Annotated in this window: 10 protein-coding genes; 5 read left to right on the top strand and 5 right to left on the bottom strand. The window is 47.0% G+C overall.

Translation table 11 applies throughout. The features are described 5' to 3' along the window. Nucleotides 1–64: 64 nt before the first annotated feature. Nucleotides 65–2,275, bottom strand: a complete 2,211-nt coding sequence (locus QK890_RS15665; RefSeq protein ID WP_032539671.1) for a S9 family peptidase — start codon at nt 2,273–2,275, stop codon at nt 65–67. A gap of 527 nt (nt 2,276–2,802) precedes the next feature. Between QK890_RS15665 and QK890_RS15670 the strand changes: the two genes are divergently transcribed. The 5 genes from QK890_RS15670 to nagB all read left to right on the top strand — a co-directional run bounded on the left by QK890_RS15670 (nt 2,803) and on the right by nagB (nt 7,670). Continuing rightward, nucleotides 2,803–3,531, top strand: a complete 729-nt coding sequence (locus QK890_RS15670) for a DUF5668 domain-containing protein (protein WP_005810098.1) — start codon at nt 2,803–2,805, stop codon at nt 3,529–3,531. Between the two features lie 9 nt (nt 3,532–3,540). Further along, entirely contained in the window at nt 3,541–4,383 is an 843-nt protein-coding gene (locus tag QK890_RS15675; protein WP_032539670.1) for a LytTR family DNA-binding domain-containing protein, read from the top strand. Nucleotides 4,384–4,569: 186 nt separating this feature from the next. Next, the gene (locus tag QK890_RS15680) at nt 4,570–5,505 is read left to right on the top strand and encodes a TIGR01212 family radical SAM protein (protein WP_032539669.1); all 936 of its coding nucleotides are present in this window, start codon (nt 4,570–4,572) and stop codon (nt 5,503–5,505) included. 113 nt (nt 5,506–5,618) lie between these two features. After that, nucleotides 5,619–6,818: an FprA family A-type flavoprotein gene (locus tag QK890_RS15685; protein WP_005775718.1), complete on the top strand. Its 1,200-nt coding sequence runs from the start codon at nt 5,619–5,621 to the stop codon at nt 6,816–6,818. Between the two features lie 39 nt (nt 6,819–6,857). Next, complete coding sequence (nagB, locus tag QK890_RS15690) at nt 6,858–7,670, top strand: glucosamine-6-phosphate deaminase (RefSeq protein WP_005775719.1); 813 nt, start codon at nt 6,858–6,860, stop codon at nt 7,668–7,670. 99 nt (nt 7,671–7,769) lie between these two features. Here nagB and QK890_RS15695 read toward each other — a convergent pair whose 3' ends face one another. The 4 genes from QK890_RS15695 to QK890_RS15710 form a co-directional block, all read right to left on the bottom strand. Then, the gene (locus tag QK890_RS15695) at nt 7,770–8,195 is read right to left on the bottom strand and encodes a DUF6565 domain-containing protein (protein ID WP_005810092.1); all 426 of its coding nucleotides are present in this window, start codon (nt 8,193–8,195) and stop codon (nt 7,770–7,772) included. A 64-nt stretch (nt 8,196–8,259) separates the two neighbouring features. After that, entirely contained in the window at nt 8,260–8,874 is a 615-nt protein-coding gene (locus QK890_RS15700) for an L-threonylcarbamoyladenylate synthase (RefSeq protein ID WP_032539668.1), read from the bottom strand. 9 nt (nt 8,875–8,883) lie between these two features. Next, on the bottom strand, nt 8,884–11,397 hold the full coding sequence (locus tag QK890_RS15705; RefSeq protein WP_032539667.1) for an AsmA-like C-terminal region-containing protein: 2,514 nt from the start codon (nt 11,395–11,397) through the stop codon (nt 8,884–8,886). A 229-nt stretch (nt 11,398–11,626) separates the two neighbouring features. Next, on the bottom strand, nt 11,627–13,627 hold the full coding sequence (locus tag QK890_RS15710) for an AAA family ATPase (protein ID WP_032539666.1): 2,001 nt from the start codon (nt 13,625–13,627) through the stop codon (nt 11,627–11,629).

A 13,627-nucleotide genomic window follows, 5' to 3' on the forward strand; every position in this document is an offset into this window, starting at 1 on the left:
CATGAATAATCTGTGTTAATCTGTGTAATCTGTGGTGAACTCTGACATCTCTTCGAACGATTTCTTATAAATTGTTCAGGAAAAAGTTCGTTAACCTCGTATACAGATGGTTCCGGGTATTTCCGCCATAAATGCCGTGATTCCGGTTGGTATATACCTGCATGTCGAACTGTTTTCCAAGCTGTACCAGGTGTTCGGCATATTCGGTACAGTTCTGGAAGTGAACGTTGTCATCTGCCATACCGTGTACCAAAAGCAGGTTTCCATGCAAGTTGTCTGCACGGCTGAATGCTGAGGCAGCTTTGTAGCCTTCGGCATTTTCTTTCGGAGTACGCATGAAGCGTTCGGTATATACAGTATCGTAATATTTCCAGTCTGTAGGTGCGGCAACAGCGACTCCGGCTTTAAATACCGGTGTACCTTCGCTCATACTCATGATGGTCATGTATCCGCCGAAGCTCCATCCCCAGATGCCGATGCGTCCTTTGTCCACATAAGGCAGGCCACCCAGATATTTGGCAGCTTCCACTTGGTCTTTTGCCTCTTTTACGCCCAGGTTCAGATAGGTGCACTTCTGGAATTCGCTTCCACGGCCTCCTGTGCCGCGACCGTCCACACAAGCCACTACGTAGCCAAGACTTGCCATGTATGTTTCCCAGCTGATTCCCCATTCGTCCAGAACCTGTTGCGAACCCGGACCGCTATACTGGAACATCAGTACCGGATAGCGTTTTGAGGGATCGAAGTTCACAGGTTTCATCATCCATCCGTTCAGGTCTACTCCTTCTGTGGTCTTGAAAGTGAAGAATTCCTTTTGCGGTATGGCATATCCGGCTAACTTTTCTTTCAGTTTATCATTGGTCACCAGAGTTTTCAATACTTTACCCGTATTGTCATTCAGTGTAATCAGCATCGGAGTATCGAGGCTGGTAAACTTGTTCATAAAATATTTCATCGAACTGCTGAAGATCGGGCTGTTGGTTCCTTGCTGATTGCTCAGTTTCACTTTCTTGCCTTTACGGTCTATCTTGTATACAGCCTGGCGCATCGGACTCTCTTCGTTGCTGGTGTAATAGAACTCGTTGGTATCCGGATTCCATCCGATGAAGTTTTTTACTTCATAATTGCCGCTGGTCACCTGCTTAATCAGATTGCCGTTCATGCTATACCAGTACAGGTGCGGATATCCGCTCTTGTCGCTTACAAAACTGAAATTGTCCGGATAGAACCGGATGTTGTCGAATACGTTCTCGTTGATGTAATAAGGAGATTCATCACGTAAAGCCAGCTTGCATACTGTACTGCGGGGATCGGCAAAATACATGTCGAAGCGGTTTTGATGACGGTTCAGTGTCATGATGGCCAGTTTGTTCGGATCTTGTGTGAAACGGATGCGTGGGATATAACCATCGGCATCTATCGGCAGTTTTACCTGACGGGTCACTTTTGATTTGATGTCGAACGTATGTACCGATACCTTAGAGTTGGGATAACCTGCCTTGGGATATTTGTACGTATACTCGCCCGGGTAGTCCTGCAACGCATTGTTGCGTGGAGCCTCGCCGGCAAACAGCGGGAAGGTGTATGATGGCACTTCCGACTCGTCGAAGCGGACATAAGCCAGCATGGTATTGTCGGCATTGAACTCCAGGGCACGGTTGAAACCGAACTCTTCTTCATATACCCAATCGGGAATACCGTTCAGCACGCTGTTTAGTTTGCCGTCTTCTGTCACCTGCGATTCGCTGTTGCCATACAGGAGCTTCACCAGGAAGATGTTATTGTCGCGGACAAATGCCACCAGATTGCCGTCCGGTGAGAATACCGGAGCTTGTTGCGGGCCGCCGTCCGAGAGTTTTTCTACGATATTGTTGGTAGTAACCCCTTTATCGTTCCGTTTCACCGGATACAGATAGTGGACTGCCGTATAAGAGTGACGGTAGATAGGGGTTGTTTCCGTTGCAATCAGAATTTTTGATCCGTCCGGTGAAAACTGATAGCTGTCGAATTTCTTGAAAGGACATTCGCGAGCTTTGGCCACATCGAATACCACTTCCACCGGTTCACCCGTGCGGAAGGAATATTTCACGATTTGTGTGCCTTCGGCATTTCTTTGTGTGTAGTGTTCGCCGTCCGGCATGGGAACCACACCATAGATGTTTTCGGGACTGAACTTGCCTGAGTTGATCTCTTTCAGGTCGAGCGCTTTGCCTCCTTGTGCGAAGCCGGCAAGGCAGCACAGACAGAAAAACAGAAAAATGAATTTTCTTTTCATTGGCTTTAGATGATTTTTAGGTTGTTTCTATAGTGCCGGCAAAGGTAAGGATAAACGGTGAGCCTTCAAAACGAGAGGGTTAAAATATCTGTGAAATAGCGTTCGGAAACGAAAAAAACAGAGCCTCTGTTGGCTCCGGGCAGAGGCTCTTCCGGGTACAGACAGAGCCTCCGGAGAGCAGAAACGGAGGCTCCGTCCCAGACGTTGGAGACACGGAAAGTGGGCCAGCCTCCGAGCCACCTCTCGAACAGTGCTGTATCCCTTTATTCATGGGCGTTTGAGCGTGTTCGAAAAACTGACTGAAGTCGATTGGTGGGCCATATAATAAATACTAACAAAAAAAGATATATGAATATATCAGTTCAGATCGTGCGCAATCGGTGAGAAATGATTCCGGATTTGTCGGGAGTTATCCCCCTTTCATCGGTTTTGCTACCGTTATTGACGAAAAAGCCTTTCCGGGTGGTGGCAAATGACCTATCTTTGTGGACGAAGATTAAATGAAATAATTAACAATGAAATGATATATGGAAAAGAAAGAGTTTTCATCTCCCGCTCGGAGATACGGTAAGTTTTTTATTGCCTTTATTTTTATAACGGCAGGAGTGCTTCTACTGGCCCGTAATCTGGGATGGATTACTTATGCCCTGTTTGACCTATTGGTGTCCTGGCAAATGCTTCTGATTCTCTTGGGAGTATACCTGATGCTGCGCCGTCAGATTCTGCGGGGATTGATTCTGGTTGGCATCGGGGCCTATTTAATAAGCCCGCATCTGGGATGGTTTCCGGCGGGAGTCCATATCACTCTTTTCCCGATTATATTGATTGTTATTGGACTCGCTTTTTTATTCAGGCCGAAACGTGCCCGGCACGAACGGATGCGGAGGGGAAACTTTGCCAGCAGCCAATATAACTCTACGGATGGAGTGCTTCACTCGGAGAATACCTTCAGCGGTATCAGACAAGTGGTGCTCGATGAATTCTTTAAAGGCGGGACGATACAGAATTCGTTTGGCGGGACGATTATTGACCTGCGGCGTACGACCCTTCCCGAAGGTGAAACGTTTCTCGATATTGATTGTACATTTGGTGGAATAGAAATTTATGTGCCTTCCGATTGGAAAGTAGTGTTTCGGTGTAACACCTGCCTGGGCGGATGTCAAGACAAACGTTTTGGTGGAGGTGTGATCGACCAGAACCGGATATTGGTCATCCGGGGCGACTTGACATTCGGAGGTATTGAAATAAAAAGTTGAAAATAAAACATGGATATACATCCTATACAAGAATCTTCCCGACGGTGGATGACGGCATTGATATTGGCCGTTGCCGCAGCAGGGATACAAACAGCATTACTTTGGGGCTATGCCGGGGCCGACACGCTTCCGGCTGCAATAGACGGCTTTTTATCCGTCGGTTTGCTTTGCCTCCTGGCCTATCTGGCATGGTATGTCATCGGCCTCGTCTCCATATTGCAAACAGATCTGCTGATAGCCGCCCTGGCGCTGCTTTTTTGGCTGGCGGGAGGCTTTGCCGTGCAATATGTGATGGAACAGAACCTGGGACAAGTCTATGCGTCTTTCGGAGAGACGCTCCCTTTCCGCATACTGTTCGGAGCATTGGCTTGGGGAGTGATGATGTTGTGGTATCGTTTACAGTCGTTGAGCACTGTTCAGGAGGAGATATTAGAAGAGGCTGTTTCAAGAGAAGAAGCCCTTCGTGAAGAACTGAAGCAGGCCGGATGCCGCGAAGAGAAAGCGTCGTCGGAAGAGGCGGAATGCATTGACCGCATCACGGTGAAAGACGGTACGCATATTCACCTGATCTGTACCGACGAATTGCTGTACATACAGGCATGTGGCGATTACGTCACATTAGTGACCCCTTCGGGACAATATGTCAAAGAGCAGACGATGAAGTACTTCGATGCCCATCTGCCGTCGGCCGGATTTGTGCGTGTACATCGCTCTACGATAGTAAACGTGACACAAATATCACGGGTGGAACTCTTCGGGAAAGAGAACTATCAACTCTTACTGAAAAATGGGGTCAAGCTGAAAGTGAGTAACTCCGGATATAAGCTGCTGAAAGAACGGCTGGAGCTATAATAACTCCTATCTGGGAATAAACGGAAGGGTGTAGCCATACGAAGCGGATGGCTACACCCTTTTGTGCCTGGGGCTACACCCTTTCCTCCGGATGGCTACACCCTTTCATAAAAATCTTATGGAGAAAGGACCGGTAGCCGGAATAGATTTATTATATTTGCACTAATTGCAAAAATATAATATTCTATGACTGAATCGGCTCCGATGCCTTTATACAACGAGTTTACTTTCTTTCTGAAAAAATATTTTCCTTACAAGGTGCAGAAGATATCTCTCAATGCGGGTTTTACATGTCCCAACCGGGACGGAACGAAGGGACTGGGAGGCTGTACATATTGTAATAACCAGACATTCAATCCCGAATACTGCAAAACGGAGAAATCCGTCACCCGGCAACTTGAAGAGGGGAAGCAGTTCTTTGCCCATAAATATCCGGATATGAAATATCTGGCTTATTTTCAGGCTTATACCAATACTTATGACGAACTTGAAGGACTGAAACGGAAATACGAAGAAGCTCTGAGCGTAGATGGTGTAGTGGGATTGGTCATCGGTACACGTCCCGATTGCATGCCGGATCCTCTGCTGCATTATCTGGAAGAGCTGAATAAACACTCTTTCCTTTTGGTGGAGTATGGCATTGAAACCACCCGGGATGCTACACTCAAACGTATTAACCGGGGGCATACCTATGCCGATACGGTAGAAGCTGTCCACCGGACCGCAGCGTGTGGTATTTTAACCGGGGGACACGTCATTCTCGGTCTTCCGGGAGAGAGCCGCGAAGAAATCATTGCCCAGGCGGCAGAGTTGTCACGTTTGCCCCTGACTACTCTCAAGATGCATCAGTTGCAGCTGATACGTGGCACGAAAATGGCACGTGAGTTTGAACTCCATCCCGAAGATTTTCATCTCTTTAGTGTCGACGAGTATATCGATCTGGTAATCGATTATGTGGAACATCTGCGTCCCGACCTGATACTCGAACGTTTTGTTTCACAATCACCTAAAGAACTCTTGATTGCACCCGACTGGGGATTGAAGAATTATGAATTTACGGCCCGCGTGCAAAAAAGAATGAAAGAAAGAGGTGCTTATCAGGGAAAGGCATACTCGGTTTAGAAAAAAAGAACTATTTTTGCGAAGCGAATGAGTTGCGAGTTACGAGTTGCAAGTTTAGAGTGCCGTTGGGTGTTGTTACTCGTGCCCCGTAATTAATTAAACTAAAATATAGAATGGAACAGAAAACAAGAATTAAAGGAAACGTTCATTATGTGGGAGTTAACGACCGTAACAGGCACCTCTTTGAGGGAATGTGGCCTTTACCCTATGGAGTTTCATATAACTCTTATCTGATTGATGATGAAATGGTGGCACTGATTGATACAGTGGATATTTGCTATTTCGAAGTATATCTTCGTAAAATTAGAAGTATCATAGGCGACCGTCCTATCAACTATTTGATTATAAATCACATGGAACCGGACCATTCAGGTTCTATCCGATTGATTAAACAGCACTATCCCGATATTGTAATCGTTGGCAATAAGCAGACTTTCGGAATGATCGAAGGCTTCTATGGTGTGACCGGCGAGCAATATCTGATAAAAGATGGTGATTTCCTTGCTCTCGGACGTCATAAACTGCGTTTTTACCTTACTCCGATGGTGCATTGGCCGGAAACGATGATGACATTCGACGAAACGGATGGTGTACTCTTCTCCGGTGATGGGTTCGGCTGCTTCGGTACGCTGGATGGCGGGTTTGTGGATACACGCATGAACATCGATCACTATTGGGGCGAAATGGTGCGTTATTATTCCAATATCGTCGGAAAATACGGTTCGCCCGTACAGAAAGCTTTGCAAAAACTGGGAGGACTTCCCATTTCGACCATTTGCTCTACACACGGTCCGGTATGGACTGAAAATATCACTAAGGTGGTAGGCATTTACGATAAACTGAGCCGTTACGATGCAGACGAAGGTGTGGTGATTGCTTACGGAAGCATGTATGGCAATACCGAACAGATGGCGGAGGCCATTGCTGCCGAACTGTCGGCCCAGGGCATTAAAAACATCGTGATGCACAACGTCAGCAAGAGCAATCCTTCTTATATCCTTGCCGATATCTTCCGTTACAAAGGATTGATTGTCGGTAGCCCGACTTACAGCAACCAGATTTTCCCGGAAATAGAGTCGCTTTTGTCCAAAATACTAGTACGTGAGTTGAAAGGACGTTATCTGGGCTATTTCGGTTCGTTCACATGGGCCGGTGCCGCCGTGAAACGTATGGCCGAGTTTGCCGAAAAAAGTAAATTCGAACTGGTCGGCGACCCTGTAGAGATGAAACAGGCCATGAATGATATCACCTATCAACAGTGTGAGAATCTGGCACGTGCCATGGCCGACCGTTTAAAAAAAGACAGAGTATAAGTTACCCCTAATTTATTAACCTGATAAAAACAATCGAACATGAGACTAATCATTCAGCCGGACTATCAGTCCGTTTCTCAATGGGCAGCACATTATGTTGCTGCTAAGATCAAAGCTGCCAATCCTACTCCGGAAAAACCTTTCGTATTGGGTTGCCCCACCGGATCATCTCCTCTGGGTATGTATAAGGCACTGATCGACCTGAATAAAAAAGGAATCGTATCGTTCCAGAATGTTGTTACTTTCAACATGGACGAATATGTGGGACTGCCGAAGGAACATCCGGAAAGCTACTATTCTTTTATGTGGAACAACTTCTTCAGCCATATCGACATCAAACCGGAGAACACGAACATTCTGAATGGGAATGCTGCCGATCTGGATGCTGAATGTGCACGTTATGAAGAGAAGATCAAATCGTATGGTGGTATCGACCTGTTTATGGGAGGTATTGGTCCCGACGGTCACATCGCTTTCAACGAGCCGGGGTCTTCACTGAGCTCTCGCACTCGTCAGAAGACACTGACTACGGATACGATTATCGCTAACTCCCGCTTCTTCGATAATGATATCAACAAGGTTCCCAAAACTTCGTTGACAGTCGGAGTAGGTACTGTGCTTTCTGCCCGTGAGGTGATGATTATCGTAAACGGCCACAACAAAGCACGTGCATTGTATCATGCCGTAGAAGGTGCTATTACTCAGATGTGGACTATCAGTGCGTTACAGATGCACGAGAAGGGTATCATCGTTTGTGACGATGCTGCTACTGCCGAACTGAAAGTAGGTACTTACCGTTACTTCAAGGACATCGAAGCAGATCATCTCGATCCGCAATCGTTGCTGAAGTAATACATAAGCATAAAAATAAAGAAGAGGATAGGTCAATCGTTTTTTCGGCCTATCCTCTTCTTTTTATCGGTCTGATACATGAAGCCCGGTTGGGCGGGGCTAATCTTTCAGACCGTCTTTGATCCCTTCCATTGCTTTCTCGCCTTTCTTCACAGCTTTTTGGGTACCTTCTTTCACATCTTTTGCTGCATCCTTCGCTGTGTCTTTGGCTTTCTCAAAAGCGTCTTTGGCACCCTCTTTCAAGTCATTGCCTATTTTCTTCAGCTTCAGGGCGGCATAAGTGGATTCCAGTTTTACTATCTCGTCCTTTTCGTTCGAGGTCATTTGCTCACTGAATTTGTTATAACTGTCTTTTAGCTTCGTAAATTGCTCGTCAGCTTTTTCCCAGTCGGCTTTTGTATAGTCCTGGGCGTTTTTCTGTACGTTTTCGACAAAAAGCTTGAAGCCGTCCAGATACGACTCCTTTGTTTGGCTGCATGCGGTGGCAATGGCCAGTACTAATGCAAGGAATAATACTTTCTTCATAATCAAATACTATTGTTTAGGTTTTATATATTAACACCGTGTATTTGAAAATTGTTTGCCCGGGTCAGGATTCTTCCAGTTCCCCTTTGCCTTGCCGGACGATGGTTACCTCTCCGTCAGTACAGTTTACGATGGTCGAAGGTTCGATTCCGCCGATTCCTCCGTCGATCACAAGATCTACCTGGTCACCGAACTTCTCGTCTATCAGCTCCGGGTCAGTGATATACTCTATGTCTTCATGTTCGTCATGGGGCAGGGTAGTGGTCATGATCGGAGCATCCAGCAGACGCGCGATCTCCCGGATGATGTGGCTGTCCGGCATACGGATACCCACTTCCTTCCGGTTACGGAAGATTTTAGGCAACCGGTTCGTTCCGTTCAGAATAAAGGTGAAGGGACCGGGCAGGTTGCGTTTCATCAGTTTGAAGATATTATTGTCTACCTTGGCATATTCGCTGATACTGCTCAGGTCGTAGCAGATGATAGAGAGATTGTTTTTCTTTGGGTCTATTTCCTTAATCCGGCAGATGCGTTCGATGGCACGTTCCTTCAGGCCGTGGCAACCGATGGCATACATGGTATCTGTGGGATAGATAATCAGTCCCCCGTCATTCAGCAGGTCCACAATCCGTTGCAGGTCCTGGGGATTATTGTTTTTCTCGTAAAGTTTGAGTATCATAATTGTTCGTTATTTAATCTTCTTTTTTAAGAAATCAAGTGCTTTTTCTACGGCTTTTTCCTTTACTTTTTCCTTCACGGAATCTTTATTGGCCGTAGTTGCCGAATCTAGTCCCAGTTTTTTCCCTATTTCGCTGATTGCCTTATCTGTGACTGCTTCCACTGCCTGGTTGGTCATGCTTTTCGTATCCAGTGAAACTTTGGGCGAAGAGAAAGTGCCCCCTATTTTCAGGTCGAGTGTAGTCAGTTTGGCAATATCACCCGCTGATGCCGGTAGCTTGATTTTTCCCGAGTAGTCGATGGTCTGGTCAAGTCCCGTACTTCCTGAAAGGTTCATCACATAGTCTCCTAACTTAATGTCGAACGGTTCGGTAGACACTCTTCCCTCCTTGATGGTGAAGTCCAGCGTCATGTCCTTCACTTTCATTTCTTTGAGTTCAGGCTTCTTCACGGCATCGGCTATCTGGTCGATGACCTTTACACCGCTGAGGCTAAGGTCTTTGGTCGAAAGGCTGCCATTGCCTTGCATCGTATCCATGACGGGCTCCATCCGGTTGTCGAGCAAAGTCTGCACATGCATGTTGCCGGAGAAGTTTCCTTTCAGATTCTCGAAAATAGGAGCCATTTGCTGTACCATATTCAATTCTTTGTAGGCTTGTGCAAAGCTGAGTCCCTCCAGGCGGAACCCTGCATTCATCTCCGGTTTTTTTAAGTCGGCGGTAGAATAATATCCGTTCATAATAACCTTGCCTCCCATGGTGTTCATCGACAGGTTTTTCATATCCACTTTTCCGTCTTTTACAACCAGTTTTCCATTCATATTCGTAAAGGCCATCTTGTCGAACAATACCTCTTTCAGGTTGGCATCCATCTGGAAATCGATATTGCGTGGAACCTCTATCAGGCTGGCTGCTTCATCGGGCGAAACTGCCTGTGCCGTTTGGGTGGTAGTATCGGTTGAGGCTGTCATAAAGTCGTTCAGGTTGAGATGGTTCGACCGGACATTCAATGTACCTTTCAATGTAGTGCCTTTCAGAGCATAACCCATGTAATTTTCGAACCGGCTGTCGGCGCTAAGGTCGTTCTTGCCAATAACTACTGTGGTCTCGCTGAGTTGCAGATATTTCGGAGTGAAAGTGAACAGTGATTGTCTGACTTCTACATCAGGTATCTCTTTCATTTTTAGTTTCATGTCGCTAAGGGCGATGGTACCCGATGCGGAGAAACGGTCATATTGCTCTTTTTCGATGTACGAAAGGCGTCCGCCCATCTTCATATCCGCACGAATGGTGCCATTCAGTTCCATGTCGTCCAACGGGTATACTTGCTTGATCATTCCTAAATTAAGCACTCCCTTTGCTTCGGCTGTAAAGTCCGGATCGCTGACCGGTGTCTTTATATCGGCAGTCAGGCTAAACGGGTTGTTTGCCAGACGGAAGCTGAAAGGACGAATGTTGATTTCTGTCAGGTCGATATTACCTCCCGGGTTACGTACTTGTGCGTCAATGTTGATCTGGTCGACTCCTGCCGGCAGGGACGGATAACGGAACATGGCATTCTTTACTGATAACCGCACATCGAACCGGGGGACGGTATCACCTTGCAATACTCCTTTTGCCGTGGCTTCGAGGGTAGCGGTTCCGTCTGTTTTCAGATTCTTGAATTCTTTGGAGTAGATGGCTGGTATCAGGGACAGAATTTCCTTAAAGCCCACTTCGCTGGTATTGAGCTTCAGGTCCATGTCGATGACAGGATCTTTCAGTTCTACCCATCCGTCGATGCCTGCCTTAATGGCGTTGAGGCGAAATTCATTCTTTTTCAGTGTGAATTTGTGATGTACGAGGTCAGCGTCCACATCCATTTTGGCATAGATGTTGGCTTGTGAGAGGAAGGGAATACCATTCATCTTATAAGTCAGGGCTTCGGTCTCTGCTTCTAAATTGAGCAAAGTCTGGTCGCTGCCCAGGTCGCCCGAGCAAAGCGCGTTGAAATTGTGTATGTCGGCATATATGGCGGACTGTCGGTCGTCATACACCACATTCATGTTCTTGATAACAAAACGCTGAAGTTTAATCCGGAAGGGAGAAGATTCGCTGCTTTCCGATGTCTCGCTGACGGCGGCTGAATCGGGTTTCATGATATCCCAGTTGACTTTGCCGTCAGGAAGTACGATGGCATGTAGCCAGGTATCTGTGACAGATACTTTGGAAACGTCGTATCCGCTGTCTCCGAAGAGCGAAAACAGGTTAATGGCGGCAGTAACTTCACCGGCTTTCACCAGCGTGTCGTTTTCAAACGCTCCTGTTCCTTTCAGCCAAAAATCGTTTAGGGTAACGGAAGCTTTCGGGAAATTACGGAACAGGCTGATGTCGAGGCTGCTGAAATCGAACCGGGCGTTCAGCATTTTGTTTCCTTCGGTTTTTACGATACCTTCAATTTTGCCGCGGAAGGCAAAAGGAAGGAGAAACATCAGTATCAGGATGACACCGATGACGATTGCTGTAATTTTGAGTCCTTTTTTCATAATTGCACTGGTTGTTAGGTTGATAGTGGTAACAAAGTTAATAATAAAAGACGAGAAGTCCAAGGTGATGATGGATTATGTTTGGATAGGAGCAAGTTAAGCTTACCACAGAGTAACACGGAGTCTCACAGAAAATTTAAGTACCTATAATAAAAGATTAAAACTCTGTGAAGTTCCGTGTTACTCTGTGGTGAATCGACTTCAAGACCATTGAAGAAATGAACTTATCTTATTTCTTCTTTTTTCGTAATTCCTCTGCGATTCGCCATTGTATGGCCGCTTCTGTCTCTTTCCCCACTTTCAGCAGTGCATCTCCAAAAAGTTCGTGTGCACCCGGATGTTCCGGTTTCAAGGTGGTTGCTTTGTCGAGATCGGCCAAGGCGCCTTCCGTATTCTCTGTTTTCAGACGGAGTTTGCCCCGGTTGTAGAGTGCCTTGAAATCTGTCGGACGAAGACTTACTGCCCGGTTCAGGCAACTCTCGGCATCAAAGAACTCTTTCTCGTTGAAAAGTGTGATTCCTTTCCGTATCCATGCATCGGTGTATTCGGGATACAGTTCGATTGCTTTGTCGTAATTGGCCAGTGCAGCCCGGGTATCATGTGCCTGGGTGATGCATTCGTTGCCCATCAGCAGATATTCCCGCGCATACTTTTGCAGACTTTTTTGCTGTGCGGCCATTTGTTCCTGTAACTTCCTTTTCTGTTCACGCAACAGGTTGATGACACCCAGTTTCCGGCGGATCAGTCTCCGGGCGGTAGGCTTCTCTATGTCGTAACGGGAGTGGATGGCCAAGAAAAACTGTTCAAGACACGATTCGAAATCTCCTTTGTCGAAAGCACGGGCAGCTGCGGCATATTGCACATCGGCTTGTGCCTGTTTCAGAGCTTTGTCGATAGCTTGCCGGTTATTGAACCTTCCGGAAAAACTTACGATTTCGGGACGGACAAAGATGTCGGCACGGCTGACAGGCTTTTTTAATTGAATGCCCTCGAGCGAGGTACAACGGCTGAGAGCTACGTATGCCTGTCCTCCGGCGAACACTCCGCCGGTGAAGTCGATAACTACGCGACTGAAGGTCAATCCCTGACTTTTGTGTACGGTGATGGCCCATGCCAGCCGAATGGGATATTGAGTGAAGGTGCCTAACTCTTCTTCTTCGATCTCTTTCTTTTCTTCATTGTACTTATAGCGAATGTTTCGCCATGATTCACGGTGGACATCGCACTCTTTACCGTCATCGGTGATGACATAGATGATACCGTCGTTATCGATTCCGCTTACTACACCGATGGTCCCGTTCACCCAGCGGCGTTCAAAATCGTTCTTGATAAAGATGATCTGTGCTCCGGGTTTCAAAGTCAGGTCCTTGGATGTCGGCAGGCTGCTTTCGGGAAAATCTCCGTTGATTTCGCCTTCGAATACTACCGGATCTCCGGGGAGTTCGGCAAGCCGTCGGTCATTGATGGTTTCCACCGTATCGCGACGGGTGGCAAGGGTGATGTACATATCCTCTTCCGAGGCATCGATGGGAGCGCCATAACGGGTATTGAGCAACTGAAGGTCGGCGGCTCCGGCAGCTCCGCTGCGAATGTGATCGAGTACGCTGACAAAAACCGCGTCCGACTGCCGGTATACCTTTTGCAATTCGATGGATACCAACTCTATTTCGTTGAAAACCCGTGCCGAAAAAAAGTAAGGAGTGGGATAGAAGCGGTTGATAATTTCTCGTTCGTCTCCTTTGATCACCGGTTCCAGCTGGAATACATCGCCCACCAGTAAAACCTGTTTCCCGCCGAATGGGTCACGCAGGTTGCGGCTGTATACTCGCAGGATGCGGTCTACGGCATCAATCATATCTGCCCGCACCATCGATATCTCGTCGATAATGACCAACTCTACCTGTTCCAACAGCTTCCGATGGGGCTTGGTATACTTGAAGAATTCGTGGATACGTCCCCGTTGCAGGCTTAGGTTGGGGTCGTCGGGCAGCAATGGATGGAAGGGGAGCTTGAAGAAACTGTGTAAAGTACTGCCACCGGCATTAATGGCGGCGATGCCGGTGGGGGCCAGTACGATATGCTTTTTCTTGGTGTTCTTGCAGATATACTTCAGGAAAGTCGATTTACCCGTCCCCGCTTTTCCGGTGAGGAAAACCGATTGCCGGGTGTACTGAATCAGGTTCAGTGCATCCTGAAATTCTTTATTGCCGGTGTCTATAGTAAATTCCAC

This window comes from Bacteroides sp. NGMCC 1.200775 (genome assembly GCF_040798045.1).
In the GTDB taxonomy this organism is placed as follows: domain Bacteria; phylum Bacteroidota; class Bacteroidia; order Bacteroidales; family Bacteroidaceae; genus Bacteroides; species Bacteroides hominis.

Bases quoted from the DNA above. Each gene is read 5' to 3' on its own strand.
- QK890_RS15665 (WP_032539671.1), bottom strand. From the start codon at position 2,275: ATGAAAAGAAAATTCATTTTTCTGTTTTTCTGTCTGTGCTGCCTTGCC.
- QK890_RS15670 (WP_005810098.1), top strand. From the start codon at position 2,803: ATGGAAAAGAAAGAGTTTTCATCTCCCGCTCGGAGATACGGTAAGTTT.
- QK890_RS15675 (WP_032539670.1), top strand. From the start codon at position 3,541: ATGGATATACATCCTATACAAGAATCTTCCCGACGGTGGATGACGGCA.
- QK890_RS15680 (WP_032539669.1), top strand. From the start codon at position 4,570: ATGACTGAATCGGCTCCGATGCCTTTATACAACGAGTTTACTTTCTTT.
- QK890_RS15685 (WP_005775718.1), top strand. From the start codon at position 5,619: ATGGAACAGAAAACAAGAATTAAAGGAAACGTTCATTATGTGGGAGTT.
- nagB (WP_005775719.1), top strand. From the start codon at position 6,858: ATGAGACTAATCATTCAGCCGGACTATCAGTCCGTTTCTCAATGGGCA.
- QK890_RS15695 (WP_005810092.1), bottom strand. From the start codon at position 8,195: ATGAAGAAAGTATTATTCCTTGCATTAGTACTGGCCATTGCCACCGCA.
- QK890_RS15700 (WP_032539668.1), bottom strand. From the start codon at position 8,874: ATGATACTCAAACTTTACGAGAAAAACAATAATCCCCAGGACCTGCAA.
- QK890_RS15705 (WP_032539667.1), bottom strand. From the start codon at position 11,397: ATGAAAAAAGGACTCAAAATTACAGCAATCGTCATCGGTGTCATCCTG.